This window comes from Brevibacillus sp. MS2.2 (assembly GCF_013284345.1).
Classification (GTDB): domain Bacteria; phylum Bacillota; class Bacilli; order Brevibacillales; family Brevibacillaceae; genus Brevibacillus; species Brevibacillus brevis_C.
In genome coordinates this window covers 17,103-35,868 of sequence record NZ_JABSUZ010000050.1, presented here as the reverse complement: position 1 = coordinate 35,868, position 18,766 = coordinate 17,103, and the positions used below count along the sequence as shown (strand labels likewise).

Genomic DNA, 18,766 nt, shown 5'->3' with positions numbered 1-18,766 from the left:
GGTGTGGAAGCGCGGTAACGCGTGGAGCTGACGAATACTAATCGGTCGAGGACTTATCCACAAATTCTTAGCAATCATGCGTATTCAGTTTTGAAGGAACAAACCTTCAACGTTCCTCGGTAGCTCAGTTGGTAGAGCAATCGGCTGTTAACCGATCGGTCGGCGGTTCGAGTCCGTCCCGAGGAGCCATATGGATGGATGTCCGAGCGGCCGAAGGAGCACGATTGGAAATCGTGTAGGCGGTGTCGAACCGTCTCGTGGGTTCAAATCCCACTCCATCCGCCATCTTGGCCCGTTGGTGAAGCGGTTTAACACAGCAGCCTTTCACGCTGTCATACAGGGGTTCGAATCCCCTACGGGTCACCTAGAAAGATCCCTACATATTTGTAGGTGATTTGGAGGCTTAGCTCAGCTGGGAGAGCATCTGCCTTACAAGCAGAGGGTCGGCGGTTCGATCCCGTCAGCCTCCACCACTTATATTAATGGACAAGGAAGGTCAGCTAAAAACGCCACGTCCTGTGGCAACACTGACACTCAGTCGTCCTGACTATCGCGGGATGGAGCAGCTCGGTAGCTCGTCGGGCTCATAACCCGAAGGTCGCAGGTTCAAATCCTGCTCCCGCAACCAAATTTTCTACTTGCTCTACGTCGAATAATCTTCTTGATCAAGTAGGATCGAAGTGCCCAGTGGGTGCAACCAAATAATGGAGCTGTGGTGAAGTTGGAGTTCACGCCGGTCTGTCACACCGGAGGTCGCGGGTTCGAGTCCCGTCAGCTCCGCCATTTCTAATCAAATGAAATTGGCGCGTAAAGCTTAGATATAAGGCTCGGTAGCTCAGTCGGTAGAGCAGAGGACTGAAAATCCTCGTGTCGGCGGTTCGATTCCGTCCCGAGCCACCTTTTATAGGGGCATAGTTTAACGGTAGAACGAAGGTCTCCAAAACCTTTGGTGTGGGTTCGATTCCTACTGCCCCTGCCATTTTTCAAGACAATAGTAGTAATCATGGCGGTCGTGGCGAAGGGGTTAACGCACCGGATTGTGGCTCCGGCACTCGTGGGTTCAAGTCCCATCGATCGCCCCATAAATTTATAGTTGGGGATTACTTATTGGGGTATAGCCAAGCGGTAAGGCAACGGACTTTGACTCCGTCATTCCTAGGTTCAAATCCTAGTACCCCAGCCATTAATATGCGGACGTAGCTCAATTGGTAGAGCGTCGCCTTGCCAAGGCGAAGGTCGAGGGTTCGAGACCCTTCGTCCGCTCCATTTCTCAAATTGTTTCACCTTATATCATGGAGGCATAGCCAAGGGGTAAGGCACGGGTCTGCAAAACCCTTATCCCCGGTTCAAATCCGGGTGCCTCCTCCATAGTACTTGCCGGTGTGGCGGAATGGCAGACGCGCGCGACTCAAAATCGTGAGGGAAACCGTGGGGGTTCAAGTCCCTTCACCGGCACCATACTTTTACAAGCTAACCCTGAATGTCAAGAAATCTTGATGATTAGGGTTTTTTTCTGCTTTAATAAGCACATAGTGTAGACAGGGAAATAGACAACTTGTATACGCAAAAGGACGAGGTGGTTGAGGTGTTTTACAAACTGCAAGACAAGCCGCCAATGGGGATCACGACGCTGTCCGTATTGCAATGGATGATTGTAACTGTTTCCAGCAGTGTGGCGGTACCACTAATGATTGGAGATATGTACGGCTTGCAGGCTGATGAAATTGGAAAGCTGATGCAGCAGACCATGTTTTACATTGGACTCGCGTCACTACTGCAAGTATGGATTGGACACCGCTATCCGATGATAGAAGGACCGGCTGGATTATGGTGGGGAATCTTTATCATTTTGGCTCAACTCGGAACGAGCATGGGTCTTCATCCACAAGAAATTGGTCAATCCTTTCAAGTGGGGATGATATTAGCAGGTCTACTCTTTTTCATTTTTGGTTTATTAGGCTGGATTGGCAAATTACAGAAATGGTTTACGCCGCTGGTTTCAGGGACATATATGATTTTGCTTGCTGTTTCTTTGTGTAGTAACATTCTCACGGGTATGCTCGGTATTGGTTTTCAGCATTCAAAAGAGGTACAACCGGGTGTAGCACTTGTGTCCATAGGGATCGTAGCCCTTGTTGTGTTTATTATGCGGACGAAGCGATTCTCCAGTTTTGCCGTTTTGTTTGGCATGGTTGGTGGCTGGATCGTGTACGCTCTTCTTGGATGGACAGAACCTGTCCGACCTACGGAGCAATTATTTTCATGGCCTTCTATTTTCTTTTGGGGACCCCCACGCTGGGATTGGGGCGTTGTATTAACAAGTATGCTGACAGGATTCGTTCTGTTGACAAACCTCATGACGAGTTTGGCGGTCATGGGAAAAGCGACAGACACTGTGCCTACTGAAAGGCAGTACAACCGCGGTGGTATTTTTACAGGAGTATCCCACTTTCTGTCAGGATTGAGCGGTGTGGTTGGTATGATTCCCCTTTCCTTGGCAGCAGCGGTTATTCAAACGACGAAAATGGCTTCACGCCTGCCATTTGTGATAGCGATGCTGGGGATGATGTTGATTGGGCTGATTCCCACTGTTGCTCATTTTTTGGCGGCTTTGCCTACTCCAGTGGCATATGCGGCAATGTTTATTTCCTATACGCAACTGCTTGGCTTCGGGTTGAAGGATTATGTGAATGTGAAGATGGACGAACGTACGATTATTGTTGGGGGCAGCTCGCTGCTGGTCGGGATCGGAGTCATGTTCGTACCTGCTGTAGCTTGGCAGCAACTTCCGGCATTAGCCAGCTTTTTGTTCGGCAATGGCTTATTGCTCGGAGTTATTGTGTGCCTGGTCCTAGAACATATTGTTTTTAGAAAAAAGGAAGACAGCGTAGAAAAAGACGGCCAGGCTGCATGACGGGCCGTCTTTTTCTTAGGCGGTAACAATAGAGGAGTGAGTCAGCTCGCCACCGTTGATTTCTGTAAACATGCGACCAACTGAACCTACGATTTCTTCTTTTTTAGATGGTTCCATTTTTTCGTGGAAAAAGATGACTTGGAGCAGTGTGCGGCTTTGCTCCGTTACACACGAGCGCTTGGAATCGACGATGGGACTCCCAAATGCGCCGTTACTATCAGCGAGTAGCAGCTTCCCTTCCATGTTGACTTCGCGTCCATTTAATCCTTCATAGACATCATCGGCATGGCCGAGGCGACAAGTAATATCACCCGTTAAGTGATCGATGTCATAAATCCCAAATGGAAGAGCGTGCAAAACCGAGAAAAAATTATTAACATCAACAGCGCTGTTGATCCAGAAAAAAGGATTTCCCTGTAGCAGTCGACGCAGTAATGCTTCAGAGGAAGGGCGGTATCTGGACGGATCAATGCCAACTTGCTTAAAGCAGGCCCTCCACTCACGGACGCCTTCGATTTCTGTCAGGTTTGCAGTATCGTGCTCCAGCCGCAAGCTCTCCACATAATAATTAATGCGTCCTTGCAGCATTTTAGGGGAGTCACTGACGGAAGCATTGCTGTATTGTAAAATGCCGAGAGAAAATTGCGGCAGACGCTCGGATACGGAAGAATCTAGCTGAACCTGCATCTATAGACACCCCTTACTAAACCTATTTTTGGTAGTATAACAAAAAATTTTTGTGGAAGCGACTAAGCTTCGATACAATAGAAGAGAACAGAGGAGGGAACCCCTGACGATGACGATGCGTGAGGTTGATATTTATACAGACGGAGCTTGTTCCGGCAATCCAGGACCAGGTGGTTGGGGAGCTGTACTGATGTACGGCCAACACATCAAGGAAATGTCCGGTGCCGAACCACATACAACGAATAACAGAATGGAGCTGTTGGCGGCCATCAAGGCTCTCTCTACATTGAAGGAGCCTTGTAAGGTGACGTTGTACAGCGATAGTGCATACTTGGTTAACTGCTTTAAACAAGGCTGGTATAAAGGTTGGCTGAAAAACGGTTGGAAAAACAGCAAAGGCCAGCAGGTGGAGAATCAGGATTTATGGAAAGAACTGCTGCAATTGATGGACACCCACAAGGTAGAGTACGTAAAAGTCAAAGGACACGCCGACAACAAATGGAATAACCGCTGCGACGAATTGGCGACAGGAGCGATTAAACAGCTGTGAACGATTTGCAGTACTGGGAGCAGACAAAGCAGTCCATCATTGACTATGCCAAAGAAATCGGAATCGATAAGATCGGGTTTGCCAGTGCCGACCCATTCATGACCTTAAAAGAACGGCTTCTTGTACACCGGGAAAAGGGTTATGAATCTGGATTCGAAGAGCCTGATTTAGAAAAGAGGACGAACCCGGAACTGTTGTTGGACGGGGCACGTTCGCTGATTTCTATAGCACTGGCCTATCCATCCAAGCTCAAAAATCCACCAAAATCAGAGCCGGGTGCGTATCGGGGAATCTTGTGCCGTGCGGCATGGGGAACCGATTACCATCACGTTCTGCGCGACAAGCTGGACAAGCTGACTCGTTTCATTATGGAGCTGGAGCCAGGGGCTCGGATCGAATCCATGGTAGACACGGGAGCATTGTCTGATCGTGCGGTTGCCGAACGGGCTGGGATTGGGTTTGTAGGAAAAAACTGTGCCATCATAACGCCGGAGTTCGGATCATGGGTGTACTTGGGGGAGCTTGTAACGAATCTTCCGTTGCCAAGCGACCTACCGATCGAAGAAGGCTGTGGCGACTGTAACATATGTGTAGACGCTTGTCCGACCGGAGCCTTGATTCAGGGCGGGCAGCTTGATGCACAGCGATGTGTTGCGTATTTGACTCAGGTAAAAGACTTTATTCCAGATGAATTTCGCGCGAAAATCGGAAATCGGCTGTATGGTTGCGACACTTGTCAGACGGTATGTCCTAAGAATCGTCGCATCGACAACAACCATCATGCTGAATTTCAGCCTGATCCGGAGATTGCCAAGCCTTTGCTGATTCCGCTGCTTCAGATGAGCAATAAGGAGTTCAAGGAAAAGTTCGGCCAATCTTCTTCATCTTGGAGGGGCAAAAAGCCCATTCAGCGCAATGCGATACTAGCGCTTGCACATTTCAAGGATCGGACGGCTGTTCTTCACTTGGAGCGTCTTTTGTTCGAAGACCCTCGTCCAGTCATTCGTGGAACTGCTGCATGGGCACTAGGAAAAATCGGAGGAGAGCAGGCACACGAAGCGCTCATTACCGCAAAAGCAAAAGAGGCTTTACCAGAAGTGGTGGAAGAGATAGAAAAAGGTATGAGCATGATTCGTTCACAGGCTTAGCTTGAAAGAGAGAGGGAGGACGTAGAAAATGGCAAAGGAATTAGGCTATACCATGATGGATTCACCGATTGGACCATTGCTCTTGGCTTCTACAGAAGAAGGGCTGTGCTACATTCAGTTTGCCAATGAACAAGACGGATTGGCGCCACTTGTGCGCTGGTGCAAAAAAACGTTTTTAGGAATTACCCCAACGCGCAACGATTCGATCAATGAGTCTGCCAAAAAACAATTAGATGAGTATTTTGCAGGCAAGCGAAAGACGTTTGATGTTCCAACCGTATTGTACGGTACTCCCTTTCAAAAGTCTGTATGGAATGAGCTATCGAACATCCCCTATGGAGAAACTCGTTCTTACAAAGATATTGCCTTGGCTATTGGAGCGGCGAAAGCTGTTCGGGCCATTGGTGGTGCGAACAATCGCAATCCGATTCCTGTCATTATACCGTGCCATCGTGTCATTGGCTCGAATGGTGCCTTGGTCGGATACGGCGGTGGGTTATCCATTAAAGAATATTTGCTGTCCTTAGAAGAAGGTCCACTATTTGCTCACGCTTCTTCCTAATAAGCTGTCTGCTTGCTCGGGCAGCTTTTCTTTTTCTTCTGAATGCCCCACTAGCGACATATTCTTCATTGAGACGAACGGTTCATGAGTCTATGTTGCAGTCTGGAGGCGGAAAGGAGGAGAGGAAAGTGGAGTGGCGTGAATTCGTTCAGCAATACTTTCAAGCAGTTCACCAGTCATCTATGGACGGAAAGTATGAGCGGCTGTTGCCTTTTTATTGCACAGGAGAGTCTGGCGTACAGGATGAATGGGATCGACTGAACCGGGAGAAGCGGAAAATCGAGGAGCGGGGAGTCAAATTATTGGCTGTCCAGGGACAAGTAACGCCCATGTGCTGGGTAAATACCGATGCCACCATGGAAATAACAGTTCAATGGCAAGAAAATAAAACACTGGGGATCAAGCATACCAAGTATAAAGAGACAAACAAGCGATTGTTCCAGCTCCAATTGCTCAAAACGAATGAAAAATGGTCGATAATCGGGGCAAGGGAGTCGAATGGGGATCAAAAATTGGTCATCGAAGAAGAGGAGGAGCCTATCATCGTTGTGTCAGGCGTCGAGGATGCCATTGACCAGCCTATGCTGATAGTGCATGGAGCGGGAGGGTACAACGCTGCAAATGCAGTCGCGTATGCGGAACGCTACTGGAATACGACCAATCCGGTGTACCCTCGTTTTACGGATGACTGTACGAATTTTATTTCGCAATGTTTACATGCTGGCGGAATCCCTATGCTGATGTCGAAAGAGATGGGCAAGGGCTGGTGGATTCGCACGGGAAAAGGTGCCTCTTGGAGCTATAGCTGGACGGTGGCGCATAGCTTGTATTTGCTTTTGAAATCGGGTGGACCACCTATGCGGGCGGTTACGAAAAGCTCTGCGGCCGAATTGGTTCCAGGTGATATCATTTGTTATGACTTTAACGGGGATGGACGTTTTCAACACAATACGATCGTGGTCGCAAAAGACGCGAATCAGATGCCGTTAGTGAATGCCCATACGACAGATAGCAGCATGCGTTATTGGGCATATGAGGATTCTACAGCCTATACGCCCAAAATGCGCTATGCCTTCTTTCATATAAGAGGGGTATAATTGCCGCTAGCGAAAAAAAGCTCTTCGTATAAAAGAGATGCCGCGAATTATCCAAATCATTGCTGCGAAAACGAGCATGTCTGAAAAGGTATGCGGTTCTCCTTTAATGGATTGAATGTAAATCAAGCCATGGATCAATACGATGATAAAAAGCCATGGATTGGCGAGATGAAGCCTTTTCCAACTGGAGCCACCCAGCCATTTCTCTGCCTGTGCAGAAGAAGTCAGCCACAGGGCTAGTAGAACGAAAAAAGCAAGCAGCCCAAGGTAGTTCGCAACGCCTGTAAGGGTCCAGTTGGGAGATGGCCACATGGTTGGATCAGAGGAAGCGAAAAAGAACAGACCCAGCCAGCCATCAGCCTTTTCAGAACGATTTTCATGTATGATCATCAGGCGGGGCTCACCTTCAAAAAGGACGAGTACAAGAATGACGTGCAACAGTCCAGTTAGCCCAGCCCATATGCCGATATCTCGACGGATGGACAAGCTGACGGCCATCCAGCCAGCAGGGAGCCAGGACTGGAGTGGACCAATCAGCAAGGTGCAGCCAATCAAAATAAATGAGAGATAGCCGAGAAGCATGCTCCATGCTTCCAGTGCAGGGAACGAAGAAAACTCAGTCCACATCCAACTGGCGCTTAACAGGATCAAACTCACGATGCTCACATGTGCGACAAGGCGTCGCCCAAATGAAATAGGTGTCCCCATCTAATCGTCACTCCTTCGACAGCCAAAGTTTTCTGATTAGATGCAGCAGGCACTCCATTTGTTACAGAAGCTGGGCACGGTGGTATAATAGGACGAGTACAGGTATCAAGTTCGCAATTTACAAGGAGATTTTCAGATATGCCGTTACATATTGTTTTGCATGAGCCGCTTATTCCGGCCAACACAGGAAACATCGCCCGTTCATGTGCAGCGACAGGAGCGCATCTGCATTTGATTCATCCGCTCGGATTTTCGACGGACGATCGTTACCTGAAGCGGGCTGGTCTCGATTATTGGCATGCGGTTAACGTTCACCATCATGAGAGCTTTGAGCACTTTGCTGCGGCACAAGGGGAAGGGGCGGGTACCTTTTACTTTGTGGAGACCTGGGGGGAAAAGTTGTATACGGACGTTTCTTTCCGGGATGGCGACTACATTATCTTGGGCAAGGAGACGACGGGCTTGCCGGAAGAGCTCACAGAAAAATATCGGGAACAAACTATTCGTATTCCGATGAGCGGTGCGACCCGTTCTGTGAACCTGTCCAATTGTGCAGCGATTGTCTTGTTTGAAGGACTTCGTCAGTTAGGTTTTCCATCGCTATCGTAAGGCATTTGGGAGGGAGAAATCCATTATGACTGTGAACACCATCCTGTTTGATTTGGACGGTACGTTATTAGAGATGCAGACAGAACCCTTTGTCAAAAGTTACTTGGTTGAAGTAGGCCGTCATGTCGGAGATAAGTACGATACCGAAAAGCTGTTGGCGCTGATTTGGGATGCGACCAAGGCAATGATCATGAACCAAGAGCCTGACAAGACGAACGAGCAAGTTTTTATCGAACATTTTACGGAACATAGTGAGTGGGATCGGGAGGAAATATGGCCTCTGTTCGATTCGTTTTATCGCGATGTATTTCCGACACTTTCTCACCTGACGTATCCTTCGCCATGGGCAAAGCAGATTATTGCTGCCGCCAAAGAGCAAGGATTCCGGGTTGCAGTAGCGACGAATCCTGTTTTCCCACGTGATGCGATTCACCATCGCCTCGCTTGGATCGGGATGTCCCCGGATGATTTCGAGCTGGTCACCGTCTACGAGGAGTCGCATTTCACGAAGCCGAATCCTGGTTATTACAAGGAGATTTGTCAAAAGCTCGGGGTGGAACCGACAGACTGTGTCATGGTGGGAAATCACATGCAGGAGGACATGGTCGCATCCAAGCTGGGAATGAAAACGTTTTTGGTAACCAATTGGATGGAAGACCGAGGTGAGCCTCAGTATTTGGTAGATCAGCGGGGATCATTAGAAGAGCTGTTTACAGCGATTTCTGAAAAAAGCGGTGTGTTTGCAGGTTAAGGAATGACTATGAAAGAATAGGCGAGAAGCAGGCTGTCCGTTTGAAAAAATGGTCAAGCCTGCTTTTTCACATACTTTTCCCAAAATCATCAGGTAGGCTAGGTGTTGTACGACCACGTTTTACATAATAAAAGGAGGAAATCTGTATGAAAAAAATTATTTCATCTCTGGTAATGGCTACTTTGCTGTTTAGCGGTATCTCTGTTGTGAGTGCGGCAGATACAGGAGCGGATGCTACAGTAACCCACTCGAAAGCGGAGAAAAAGGAAGAAAACAGAGCAAAACTGAACGCGAAGGCTACCAAGTGGGGCGTAGAAACCACAGATAAAACAAATAAGGAAGTAAAAGCAGCCATTCAAGAAGCAAAAGCGGCAAAGAAAGCAGAAAACGCTGAGAAAAAAGCAGCAAAAGAAGCGAAGAAGCAAGAACAACTCGTCAAGCTAAAGGATAAAGCTGTGAAGCTGGGCGTTGACACGGCAGGTAAGACGGCGAAAGAAGTAAAAGCGGCTATTAAAGAAGCAAAAGTAGCAAAAAAAGCAGCAAACGCTGAGAAAAAGGCAGCAAAAGAAGCGAAGAAGCAAGAACAGCTCGAGAACCTGAAAGAAAAGGCAGCCAAGTGGGGCGTTGACACAGCAGGAAAGAGCGCAAAAGAAATCAAAGCTGAAATCGAAGCGAAGAAAGCAGAAAAGAAAGAGAATAAGAAATAACAAGAAAACAAAAAAAGCAGGTTGCCATAAGCGGCAGCCTGCTTTTTTCCCTGGATGATCTTTACATGTTCCAGGTTTTGTCCTCGTTGTAGCCAGCTGTCAGAATGAAAAACAGAAAAGCTCCGAAGACCAATGCTACGATAAATGTACCCACGGTTGACAGCTCCTTTCGTAAACAAACTACTCCCATTATAGCGTAGCCTGCCCACTTTGCAAACGAATTAAAGCTGTTGTCCCCTTACGTAAGTGATAATTTTCGATGGTCGTTCACGAGTTTCAAGAAGGCACAAAGCGAAATGGGCACACTCAGTATTTCTCCTGTATCCAGTTCCATTCCTGTCACTGCTTGGTAAATAAATATCGAAAGAATCACCAAGGTTGCGATGCCGGTCAAATAAAGTCCTTTTTTCACTTGAATGCGTTCTGCTTGGATGTCCATGTTCGTTCCTCCCGTTATTTTACGCCAATCCGTATTGGCTGCCCGTGTATGCTGCTTATGATTGTATTTTACAGGGGAGAAGGGATTACAAACTATCGAATCAGCTTACAGCTACGCTCGTTAAACCTTACAATTCCGTAATCCTCCAAGCCGTAAAAAAGCAATGTGCCGTATTTTTATGGGAAGATTGCTGAAACTTGTGCAGATGTCTCGCATACACATATGTAAAGGCTGTAAGAGCCTGTTGGCAACCGGAGAAAACGGCTTGCACGTGAATGCGTGACCGCAGGCGGACATATACATGAGAGTACATTGTCGTTGGGAAGAGAGAGGGGCTTAAGAGGGAGGAGTGTCGAACATGGACATTTTAAAACGGATCGCTGAGCACCGGGCCCGCGAAGAAAACCTGATGTGGAGAGGAACATTCGCCGAATATTTGCAACTGGTACGTAAAAATCCGCAAATTGCCCAGACGGCGCACTCACGCGTCTACAACATGATTAAAAGCGCGGGGGTTGAAGAGAACGAGGACGGCTCACGTTCGTATCAATTTTTTAGTCGAGAAATCTTCGGATTGGATCGTTCTGTTGAGCGCCTAGTGGAGGAATATTTCCACTCGGCTGCACGTCGTCTGGATGTCCGCAAGCGCATCTTGCTCTTGATGGGACCTGTCAGTGGCGGTAAGTCTACGCTCGTAACGATGCTAAAGCGAGGACTGGAAGAGTATTCTCGGACGGAAGCCGGAGCGATCTTTGCACTTGATGGTTGCCCCATGCACGAGGAACCTCTTCATCTCATCCCGCATGAGCTGCGTCCAGAGGTAGAAGAAGAGCTGGGAATCAAGATTGAAGGAGAATTGACGCCCTATAACCGGATGAGGTTGGAGACCGAATACGGAGGGTGCATCGAGGATTTCCCTGTTCGCCGGATTTTGTTTTCCGAAGCCAATCGTGTCGGGATCGGTACATTTAGCCCTTCCGATCCGAAGTCTCAGGATATTGCCGATTTGACGGGGAGCATCGACTTTTCGACGATTACGAAGTACGGCTCTGAGTCCGACCCACGTGCGTATCGTTTTGATGGGGAACTGAACAAAGCCAATCGCGGATTAATGGAATTCCAGGAAATGCTGAAATGCGACGAGAAATTTTTGTGGCATCTCCTGTCGCTGACACAGGAAGGAAACTTCAAGGCAGGTCGTTTTGCCCTCATTTCTGCGGATGAGCTGATTGTTGCGCATACGAACGAATCGGAGTACAAGGCTTTTATTGCGAATAAGAAAAATGAGGCACTGCAATCTCGGATTATCGTCATGCCGATGCCGTATAATCTGCGTGTCAGTGACGAAGAAAAAATATACGCGAAATTAATCAAGCAATCCGACTTGGGGCATGTGCATATTGCACCGCATGCGCTCCGGTCAGCAGCAGTCTTTTCCATTATGACCCGCCTGAAAGAATCGAAAAAACAGGGGGCCGATCTGCTGAAAAAGATGCGGCTGTATGACGGTGAATCGGTGGAAGGCTTCAAGGGAGCGGATCTGGAAGAGCTGCGTAACGAGCATGCCGATGAAGGAATGTCCGGTATTGATCCCCGTTATGTCATCAACCGTATCTCCAGTGCACTGATCCGCCGCGACACGGAGTGCATCAATGCGCTAGATATTCTTCGGGCGCTAAAAGAAGGCTTTGACCAGCATCCATCTATCACCAAGGAGCAGCGGGAGAGGTATATGAACTTCATCTCTATTGCGCGCAAGGAATACGACGAGCTGGCGAAAAAAGAAGTGCAGAAGGCGTTTGTCTACAGCTACGAGGAGTCGGCAAAAACGCTTATGGATAACTATTTAGACAATGTGGAAGCTTATTGCAATATGAATAAAATCCGTGACCCCGTTACAGGTGAGGAGATGGATCCAGATGAGCGCCTGATGCGTTCCATCGAGGAGCAAATTGGCATCTCGGAAAATGCCAAGCGGGCCTTCCGTGAAGAAATTCTCATCCGTATCTCGGCCTATGCGCGTAAAGGGAAGCGGTTTGACTACAGTACGCATGATCGTCTGCGGGAAGCTATCGAGAAGAAGCTGTTTGCCGATTTGAAGGATGTCGTCAAGATTACGACCTCGAACAAAACACCGGATGAGCATCAGCTCAAGAAGATTAATGAGGTCACGAAGCGACTTATCGAAGAACATCAATATTGCCCAGTTTGCGCAAATGAGCTGCTGCGCTATGTGGGTAGCCTGTTGAACAGATGACAGAACGTTGGCGACATGAGGAGCACGTCATATTCGGCGCAGATTGCGCCAGTTGCTAGGAGGAGACGGCATGAAAGATGAATCATCGTTCATTGTCTCCCGGGAAGACTGGTCGCTGCACCGCAAAGGGTACCAGGACCAAAATCGACACCAGGAAAAAGTGAAAGAAGCGATCAAAAAAAATCTGCCCGATCTCGTCAGCGAAGAAAACATCATCATGTCGAATGGTCGGGAAGTCATTAAGATCCCTATTCGCTCCCTGGATGAATACCGATTGCGTTTTAACTTCCAAAAGGGAAAACATGGCGGTCAAGGTAAAGGAAACAGTAAAGTAGGCGATGTCATAGCCCGTGACGGCGATCCGGCGCAAGGGCCAGGAAAGGGTCAGGGAGCAGGTGATCAGCCGGGTGTAGACTACTACGAGGCTGAAATCAGCGTAGAAGAATTGCAGGAGATGCTTTTCGCCGAGCTGGAGCTGCCGAACCTTCAACAGAAAGACGAGGAACAAATCGTTGTAGAAGAGACTCGGTTCAATGATGTCAGGAAAAAAGGCTTGATGGGCAACATTGATAAAAAACGTACGCTAATCGCGGCCATTCGCCGAAATGCGCTGGCAGGCTACAGTGATATGGAGCTGGGGATCACCGATGATGACCTGCGCTTCAAGACGTGGGAAGAGATCATCAAGCCTCATTCCAATGCTGTCATTATTGCGATGATGGATACGTCGGGAAGTATGGGCGTGTTTGAAAAGTATATCGCCCGCAGCTTTTTCTTCTGGATGGTACGTTTTCTGCGCACCAAGTACGAAAAAGTCGAGATCGTCTTCATTGCTCATCATACGGATGCGAAGGAAGTGACGGAGGACACCTTTTTCTCGAAAGGGGAAAGCGGGGGGACGATCTGCTCCTCTGCTTACAAAAAAGCGTTGGAGATCATCGATAGCCGCTACCCGACATCGCAGTACAACATTTACCCGTTCCATTTTTCCGATGGCGACAACCTCACATCTGACAATGAGCGTTGCGTAAAGCTGGTGAAAGAGCTCATGGAGAGATGCAACATGTTCGGTTATGGCGAAGTGAATCAGTATAATAGGCACAGCACCCTCATGTCAGCATATCGCCACATCAAAGAGCCGAAATTCATGCATTGTGTCATTCGGGAAAAGGGCGAGGTATACAAGGCGTTGCGTACTTTCTTTGGCAAGAAAGAAGCTGTGAAGTAATTCATAGAGACAACCGGGCGAGAAATCGTCCGGTTGACTTCTATTTGTTTGCATGAGCCACATGAACAAAACGTGAGGGGTGTTACTATGTATCCACAAAAGCATCGGATGCGCAACACGGGAGCCTTCACTTTCTTGGCATACTTTACATTGGGCGCAGGTGTCCTGCTATTTTCCATCGGTTTATACAATGCAACAGGTCTTCAGCTGCACGAAAAGGGGTATTATATCGCATGTATGCTTCTGGTAGCAGTTGGATCGATTTTGACGCAAAAAGTCGTGAGAGATAATGCAGAGGATCGAGCGATTATTGAGGAGCAGGAAAGAGAATTTAACTTGAAGGTATCGAAAGCGGAGAAAGAAACGCCGAAATAGCCTGGTTACATATGGGAGAATGGATGATAAAAGAAGCCCATGATTGATTCATGTCAAATGAATGCACGATGGTTCATTTGCGCAGGAGATCATCATGGGTTTTTTGTAAGGAAGAGTAGAGCCTCGGGAATTTAACGGTTGAGACTATAGCAACATAGGATGGTATAGATTAATCATCATCGTCGTCACAATCCTCGTCACGATGGTCTTTCGCCTCTTCACGGATAAATCGTACTGCGTTTAAACCGATCATCTGTGCCGGTGTGGAAGTGTTGCCGTCAGGTAAGATAGGGGCGATGGATAGATCAGCGACTTTGAGATTTTCCGTTCCAAATACATTCAGGTACCCATCCACAACACCCTCGGAAATGCTTTTTCCCATTTTACATTGCCCACCATAGTGAGCGAAAATGCTACAAGATGCTCTCACATAAGCAGCGAGCAAGCTTCGCTTTTCTGCTTCATCCTGTATATGGAATAGGGGCTCGGGAGGATATACCACCTTGTAAATACCCTCAGGATCGAGTTCACGAGCCTTCGTGATCACCTTGAACATTTCGATATATTGGTCTATCAAAAAGTTTAGATCATCAGGATTTTCAAAGACATTGAATTTGATCGATGGGTACGCTTCCGGATCACTATGTGCGACCGTAATCGTACCTTTACTTTTGGGGTTCAAGTCTGCTAGGCCAATACTCATGATATTGCTTTCCTTTGTGGGAACAAATTGCCAACCATTGATAAGCACATCTTGAATGGGGACAAAGAATGGTAACGGAAGCCCTAATATTTGCAGGCGACGACTCGGTCCGTTTTCTTTTTTAAATGCACCAAGTGCTACAGGCTGATCAGGGTCAGCAGCTAATACTGGAAGGAGTCGGTCTGTTTTTACCTCGATTCCCATGCCAATACTATACTGCGACTGAAGATTGTGACCGACATTTGGACTCTCTACTAATGTAGCTATCCCTGTTTGGGCTAAATCTGTCGTTCTGCCAATTCCTGATCGTTGCAGGATAACCGAGGAGTAGTTACCAGCAGAGACAATAATTCCCTTTTTCGCATAAACGATTTGTGTCACACCGTTTCGTACAAATTCAACCCCGACAGCAGTCAGCACTTTCTTTTTTTTGTTATTTGTAAAGAGGATTTTATTCACGGTTGTTTTTCCGAAAATGACTAACTTTCTGCCTCCAATCCCGAATTCATCTGGCTGAAACTCATTGCCCTGTGTCACGATTTGGTTATTTAAATACCCGGCTCTGGTGGAGGAACGGACAAACTTCCCATCTACTTCTTGTTGAATAAATTGTGATTGGAAAAAGGTACAATCTCGTATGCCCGTATTATAATCTTCGACAATGGGGATACCCAAAACCTGAGAGGTTGCTTCTGCTAATGTTTGGATAAGCCCGCCATTCGGAATCTGTTGCTGTCTGACAAAAATAGGGCCTTTTGTACCGCGTTCTTTTGGGCTTTGTGTATCTCCCGAATAGGATTCGTTTTTCTTGAATAAGGAGCGGATATTATCGTAGCTCCATTGATCTCCGACGAGTTTTGCCCATTGATTATAAAGCTCGCGGCTTCCGCGGACAGCATACATAAAATTATGTTCGGAGCTTCCACCAATTACTCTCCCACTCCATAGCGGAAGCTGGCGTCCAATCGCTTGTTCGATTTTTGAGACGGCTATGAAGGATAGCTTGTTATCATCTGCCATATTCACTGCTGCCTCAAGAGAAGCGCTCAGGTTGGGCATATTTGTACCTGCTTCCAGAACAAGTACAGAAGTCTTCTTGTCATCTGTTAATTCCTTGGCGATTACCCCTCCGGCAGTTCCGGCACCAATCACGATATAATCATACTTTTCACTTGCTGAGCTTGAACTTTGTCCCAATTGTTGCACTTCCTTTTGGTGATTTTGCTAGCCCTTTTAATTTATTCATGCAGAAAGACAAGGGTTCCAGTAACAAGTGAGGCAAAAGCATTATTTGTAAGCTTTTGTGTGAATGACGTTGGAAAGACAGGAATAGAAATGTGGCTTCAATAGCTATGAGGTGTAAAATTGGGTACTTTACTCGTCAGGGTCATGCCCTGACGGTTTTTCGAATGAGCTCTATAAACTCCTCTGCTTTCTCGATGTGTGGAGCGTGCCCCACATTTTCCATGACAATCTCCTGACAGGAACCACCAGCGCGCTGATATTGTTCAAGCACGTCACGAATTTGGGAGACCATCGGCTGCGGTGGATATTCGTCTTCCCCTGGCCATCCGGGGACATAGCCAAGCTTGCCCAGCGTACCGAAATCAGCAAGCGACTGATCCGAGATAATGGCATCATCCGCACCGCGAATCCATAAAATCGGACATTTCGGCTCAATCTGGACAATACCGGACAAATTTACGTATTTGGGAGAAATCGCATTCGTAATCCCTGTCGTTCCAGGAGCAACACCGGGCCAATCGTTTACGTATTCAAAAGCACCGGGGTAAAAGCCCTCTCCCGTTCTTGTAGAGAGTATTGCGCTCACATAACGGTCTTCCTGCTCAGGGCCAACTTGGAATGGGGGCTTGAAATAAAGCTGATTCATGACATTGCGAGGACTGGAGGGGGAGTCACTACTCATATCTTTAGCGGCTATCCTTTTGACGAGCTCCGAGTTGGCGGCTCCTCCACCCGAGCCTGAGAAGCTGCTGTAGCACGGGGTGCCAGCAATATCCTTGGTTCCACCAAAGCCGTAAGGGGACATGGGGGCGATTAGAATCAGGGAGCAGACTTCCTGTGGGTGATCGATGGCAAACTGCATCACGATCCCTCCACCCAAAGACCAGCCGGCAAGATGGACAGGTGTTGGCAAGTCCAATGCCCGAATAAACGAATGAAGGTCATCCGACCAGTCTCGCAAACCGCGTGTCGCATCGATAGGCAATGCTTCACTTGCTCCATAGCCACGCATATCAGGTGCATATACACGGTACTGGTCACATAGAGCCGCAATGGTATCATCCCAGAACAAGTTGGCTGATGCATTACCGTGAATGAGGAGAAGCGGTTCTCCTTCCGGTACGCCTGCTGTCAGATAGGAAACGAGCAATCGATCGGTCTGAATCGTTTTTGTTTCGATTCGTGCATCCATCAATGATGTGCCACCTTTCATTGTATGAGATTGTAAATATCAGAATATTTTTATTATATATCTGTTCGGTTACAAAATGAGAAAAGAAAACAACCGCCTATAAAAGGCGGTTGCAGGAAGGTTACATATGGAGACCACGCATCTGTTGTTCGATTTTCTCAAAGCCGCCAGAAACCTTAACGACTTCGTCTTTTTGCTCAGAAACGAGAACAAGTACTTCTTCCAGGCTCTCTTTGTTCTTGTCGGTAATATCTGCGTTGACTTCTACTTTTGCGCCGACTTCCTGAATCATGCTGTGAACATGGACGATGAACTCTTGCAGGTTTTTCGTTTTATCCGCAAAATTTTGCATGTAGTTGTCTACATTGGTGAACATTTCTTGTACTTCGAGGATGCCTTCGCTATTTTTCTCAAAAGAAGTCTGTGACTCGGAAATCATATCCGATACGAGCTTCATTTTTTCGCGAATGGTCATCAGCAGGCTCGAGATCGACTCTGAGGATAGCTTGGAGGATTCCGCCAGCTTGCGTACTTCATCTGCTACGACAGCAAATCCTCGGCCGTGCTCGCCTGCGCGAGACGCTTCAATCGTGGCATTGAGTGCCAACAGATTGGTTTGTGCAGAAATCTCGGAAATGGTTTGAATGATTTTCCCAATCGATTCGGTTTCTTTATTGAGCTCTTGAATCAGCTGGTTCGTACCTTGGATGTCCGTGATAAATCGTTCAAAGTCATTGCCGATGTTGCCAATGCGTTTGCCGCTCTCGCTAGTGGCTTCTTTGGTCGATTCTACGTACTCATGCATCTCTGTAACAGAGCGGGTCATGTCCTCAACTTGCAGATTCGTCGAGCTCATTTCCCGACGCAGCTCGTCCGTATTGCTGGTTTGGATCGTAAAGGACTCCATAATGTCTTGCAGGGAAGCGACGGTTTCGACAGCGCGAACATTTACACCGTCCGTCACCTTGTTCAAATTCTCTTGATAGTCTTGCATAGAGGTGAGTGATTCGTTGATCTGATCCAGAACACGTTGCAACGATTCCTTCGAGGCAATCGCTTCTTGCTTTTGTTGCTCACTTTCCTCTTGCAGCTTGTTATTGAATACAGCATGCATCATGCTCGTGACAGAGACGAAGCAGAAGGTAAGCAGGAAGTACATCAGATCAAGATTGCTTGTCGAATGGAAAATCGTTTCTCTCTGTGTCAGGAAGTAGTAAGAGACAATGCCCAATGTCGATACAATCGTCAAAATATTAATGAGTCGGTCTTGATAAATCCCCATGACTGCTACAAAGAACATAATGGTCATGATATTGATCATATGCGGGTCCAGTCCAACTATGATGAACATGAAGATCCCGATTACGGCGAAGTTGAAAAACTTCATGAAGGGCGCTGCTTTTTCACGGAAGCTCGGGCGATTGGAGATGTAAGTAAAAGGTGCCAGCACGCCATACAAAATACCCAGCACCGTGAAAACGAATGTGTACGGTACGCCTAGAAAGAGGTTTAAGACTTGAACAACCGTAATAATACTGGCGAATACGATTACGACCCAATTATTTCTTCTTCTCAATAGATCAATGTTATCCAT

General features: G+C 47.4%; 17 protein-coding genes and 13 tRNA genes. 24 read left to right on the top strand and 6 right to left on the bottom strand.

Going from position 1 to position 18,766, the window contains the following annotated elements:
- The first annotated feature begins 113 nt into the window (after nt 1-113).
- The 14 genes from HP568_RS27440 to HP568_RS27375 all read left to right on the top strand — a co-directional run bounded on the left by HP568_RS27440 (nt 114) and on the right by HP568_RS27375 (nt 2,914).
- Nucleotides 114-189, top strand: a tRNA-Asn gene (locus tag HP568_RS27440).
- Nucleotides 190-192: 3 nt separating this feature from the next.
- Nucleotides 193-285: transfer RNA gene (locus tag HP568_RS27435), tRNA-Ser, on the top strand.
- 4 nt (nt 286-289) lie between these two features.
- Nucleotides 290-363 (top strand) — tRNA-Glu (locus HP568_RS27430).
- Between the two features lie 34 nt (nt 364-397).
- Nucleotides 398-473: transfer RNA gene (locus HP568_RS27425), tRNA-Val, on the top strand.
- 78 nt (nt 474-551) lie between these two features.
- Nucleotides 552-628 (top strand) — tRNA-Met (locus HP568_RS27420).
- 78 nt (nt 629-706) lie between these two features.
- Nucleotides 707-783: transfer RNA gene (locus HP568_RS27415), tRNA-Asp, on the top strand.
- Nucleotides 784-824: 41 nt separating this feature from the next.
- A tRNA-Phe gene (locus tag HP568_RS27410) sits at nt 825-897 on the top strand.
- Nucleotides 898-905: 8 nt separating this feature from the next.
- A tRNA-Trp gene (locus HP568_RS27405) sits at nt 906-979 on the top strand.
- Nucleotides 980-1,006: 27 nt separating this feature from the next.
- Nucleotides 1,007-1,082: transfer RNA gene (locus tag HP568_RS27400), tRNA-His, on the top strand.
- A 26-nt stretch (nt 1,083-1,108) separates the two neighbouring features.
- Nucleotides 1,109-1,183 (top strand) — tRNA-Gln (locus HP568_RS27395).
- Nucleotides 1,184-1,190: 7 nt separating this feature from the next.
- Nucleotides 1,191-1,266: transfer RNA gene (locus tag HP568_RS27390), tRNA-Gly, on the top strand.
- 28 nt (nt 1,267-1,294) lie between these two features.
- A tRNA-Cys gene (locus HP568_RS27385) sits at nt 1,295-1,368 on the top strand.
- Nucleotides 1,369-1,376: 8 nt separating this feature from the next.
- A tRNA-Leu gene (locus tag HP568_RS27380) sits at nt 1,377-1,458 on the top strand.
- A 127-nt stretch (nt 1,459-1,585) separates the two neighbouring features.
- Nucleotides 1,586-2,914 (top strand): purine/pyrimidine permease, encoded by a 1,329-nt coding sequence (locus tag HP568_RS27375; RefSeq protein WP_173630756.1) that lies wholly within the window; start codon nt 1,586-1,588, stop codon nt 2,912-2,914.
- 15 nt (nt 2,915-2,929) lie between these two features.
- On the opposite strand, the gene HP568_RS27370 is transcribed toward HP568_RS27375, so the two are convergent.
- Nucleotides 2,930-3,601 carry a B3/B4 domain-containing protein gene (locus tag HP568_RS27370; protein WP_048031456.1) on the bottom strand — a complete coding sequence of 224 codons (672 nt, stop codon included), beginning with the start codon at nt 3,599-3,601 and terminating at the stop codon, nt 2,930-2,932.
- 115 nt (nt 3,602-3,716) lie between these two features.
- Here HP568_RS27370 and rnhA point away from each other — a divergent pair, with 115 nt between their 5' ends.
- The 4 genes from rnhA (at nt 3,717) to HP568_RS27350 (ending at nt 6,958) form a co-directional block, all read left to right on the top strand.
- A complete protein-coding gene (gene rnhA / locus HP568_RS27365) occupies nt 3,717-4,151 on the top strand; it encodes a ribonuclease HI (RefSeq protein WP_173630755.1) in 435 nt (144 codons plus the stop codon).
- Nucleotides 4,148-5,299: a tRNA epoxyqueuosine(34) reductase QueG gene (queG, locus tag HP568_RS27360; protein WP_173630752.1), complete on the top strand. Its 1,152-nt coding sequence runs from the start codon at nt 4,148-4,150 to the stop codon at nt 5,297-5,299. Before rnhA ends, queG begins: the two co-directional genes overlap by 4 nt.
- Nucleotides 5,300-5,327: 28 nt before the next feature.
- A complete protein-coding gene (locus HP568_RS27355) occupies nt 5,328-5,861 on the top strand; it encodes a methylated-DNA--[protein]-cysteine S-methyltransferase (protein ID WP_048031458.1) in 534 nt (177 codons plus the stop codon).
- Nucleotides 5,862-5,989: 128 nt separating this feature from the next.
- A complete protein-coding gene (locus HP568_RS27350; protein WP_048031459.1) occupies nt 5,990-6,958 on the top strand; it encodes an amidase domain-containing protein in 969 nt (322 codons plus the stop codon).
- Nucleotides 6,959-6,964: 6 nt separating this feature from the next.
- Here HP568_RS27350 and HP568_RS27345 read toward each other — a convergent pair whose 3' ends face one another.
- The gene (locus tag HP568_RS27345) at nt 6,965-7,666 is read right to left on the bottom strand and encodes a ferric reductase-like transmembrane domain-containing protein (protein WP_173630751.1); all 702 of its coding nucleotides are present in this window, start codon (nt 7,664-7,666) and stop codon (nt 6,965-6,967) included.
- Nucleotides 7,667-7,804: 138 nt separating this feature from the next.
- Between HP568_RS27345 and trmL the strand changes: the two genes are divergently transcribed.
- From trmL to HP568_RS27330, 3 genes are all read left to right on the top strand, one after another.
- A complete protein-coding gene (trmL, locus tag HP568_RS27340; protein WP_048031461.1) occupies nt 7,805-8,275 on the top strand; it encodes a tRNA (uridine(34)/cytosine(34)/5-carboxymethylaminomethyluridine(34)-2'-O)-methyltransferase TrmL in 471 nt (156 codons plus the stop codon).
- 25 nt (nt 8,276-8,300) lie between these two features.
- Nucleotides 8,301-9,026, top strand: a complete 726-nt coding sequence (locus HP568_RS27335; protein WP_048031462.1) for an HAD family hydrolase — start codon at nt 8,301-8,303, stop codon at nt 9,024-9,026.
- Nucleotides 9,027-9,172: 146 nt separating this feature from the next.
- Nucleotides 9,173-9,733 carry a hypothetical protein gene (locus HP568_RS27330; protein WP_048031463.1) on the top strand — a complete coding sequence of 187 codons (561 nt, stop codon included), beginning with the start codon at nt 9,173-9,175 and terminating at the stop codon, nt 9,731-9,733.
- Between the two features lie 238 nt (nt 9,734-9,971).
- Here HP568_RS27330 and HP568_RS27325 read toward each other — a convergent pair whose 3' ends face one another.
- Nucleotides 9,972-10,172, bottom strand: a complete 201-nt coding sequence (locus HP568_RS27325; protein ID WP_056497333.1) for a hypothetical protein — start codon at nt 10,170-10,172, stop codon at nt 9,972-9,974.
- A gap of 358 nt (nt 10,173-10,530) precedes the next feature.
- On the opposite strand from HP568_RS27325, the gene HP568_RS27320 reads away from it, so the two are divergent.
- The 3 genes from HP568_RS27320 (at nt 10,531) to HP568_RS27310 (ending at nt 14,032) form a co-directional block, all read left to right on the top strand.
- Nucleotides 10,531-12,429 (top strand): PrkA family serine protein kinase, encoded by a 1,899-nt coding sequence (locus tag HP568_RS27320; RefSeq protein WP_048031465.1) that lies wholly within the window; start codon nt 10,531-10,533, stop codon nt 12,427-12,429.
- A gap of 70 nt (nt 12,430-12,499) precedes the next feature.
- Entirely contained in the window at nt 12,500-13,657 is a 1,158-nt protein-coding gene (yhbH, locus tag HP568_RS27315; protein ID WP_056497325.1) for a sporulation protein YhbH, read from the top strand.
- An 87-nt stretch (nt 13,658-13,744) separates the two neighbouring features.
- Nucleotides 13,745-14,032 carry a YiaA/YiaB family inner membrane protein gene (locus HP568_RS27310; RefSeq protein ID WP_047070376.1) on the top strand — a complete coding sequence of 96 codons (288 nt, stop codon included), beginning with the start codon at nt 13,745-13,747 and terminating at the stop codon, nt 14,030-14,032.
- Between the two features lie 169 nt (nt 14,033-14,201).
- Here HP568_RS27310 and HP568_RS27305 read toward each other — a convergent pair whose 3' ends face one another.
- The 3 genes from HP568_RS27305 to HP568_RS27295 all read right to left on the bottom strand — a co-directional run bounded on the left by HP568_RS27305 (nt 14,202) and on the right by HP568_RS27295 (nt 18,766).
- The gene (locus HP568_RS27305) at nt 14,202-15,932 is read right to left on the bottom strand and encodes a GMC family oxidoreductase (protein WP_173630750.1); all 1,731 of its coding nucleotides are present in this window, start codon (nt 15,930-15,932) and stop codon (nt 14,202-14,204) included.
- Nucleotides 15,933-16,122: 190 nt separating this feature from the next.
- Nucleotides 16,123-17,172 (bottom strand): alpha/beta hydrolase, encoded by a 1,050-nt coding sequence (locus HP568_RS27300; protein WP_048031467.1) that lies wholly within the window; start codon nt 17,170-17,172, stop codon nt 16,123-16,125.
- Between the two features lie 121 nt (nt 17,173-17,293).
- On the bottom strand, nt 17,294-18,766 hold the full coding sequence (locus HP568_RS27295) for a methyl-accepting chemotaxis protein (protein ID WP_048031468.1): 1,473 nt from the start codon (nt 18,764-18,766) through the stop codon (nt 17,294-17,296).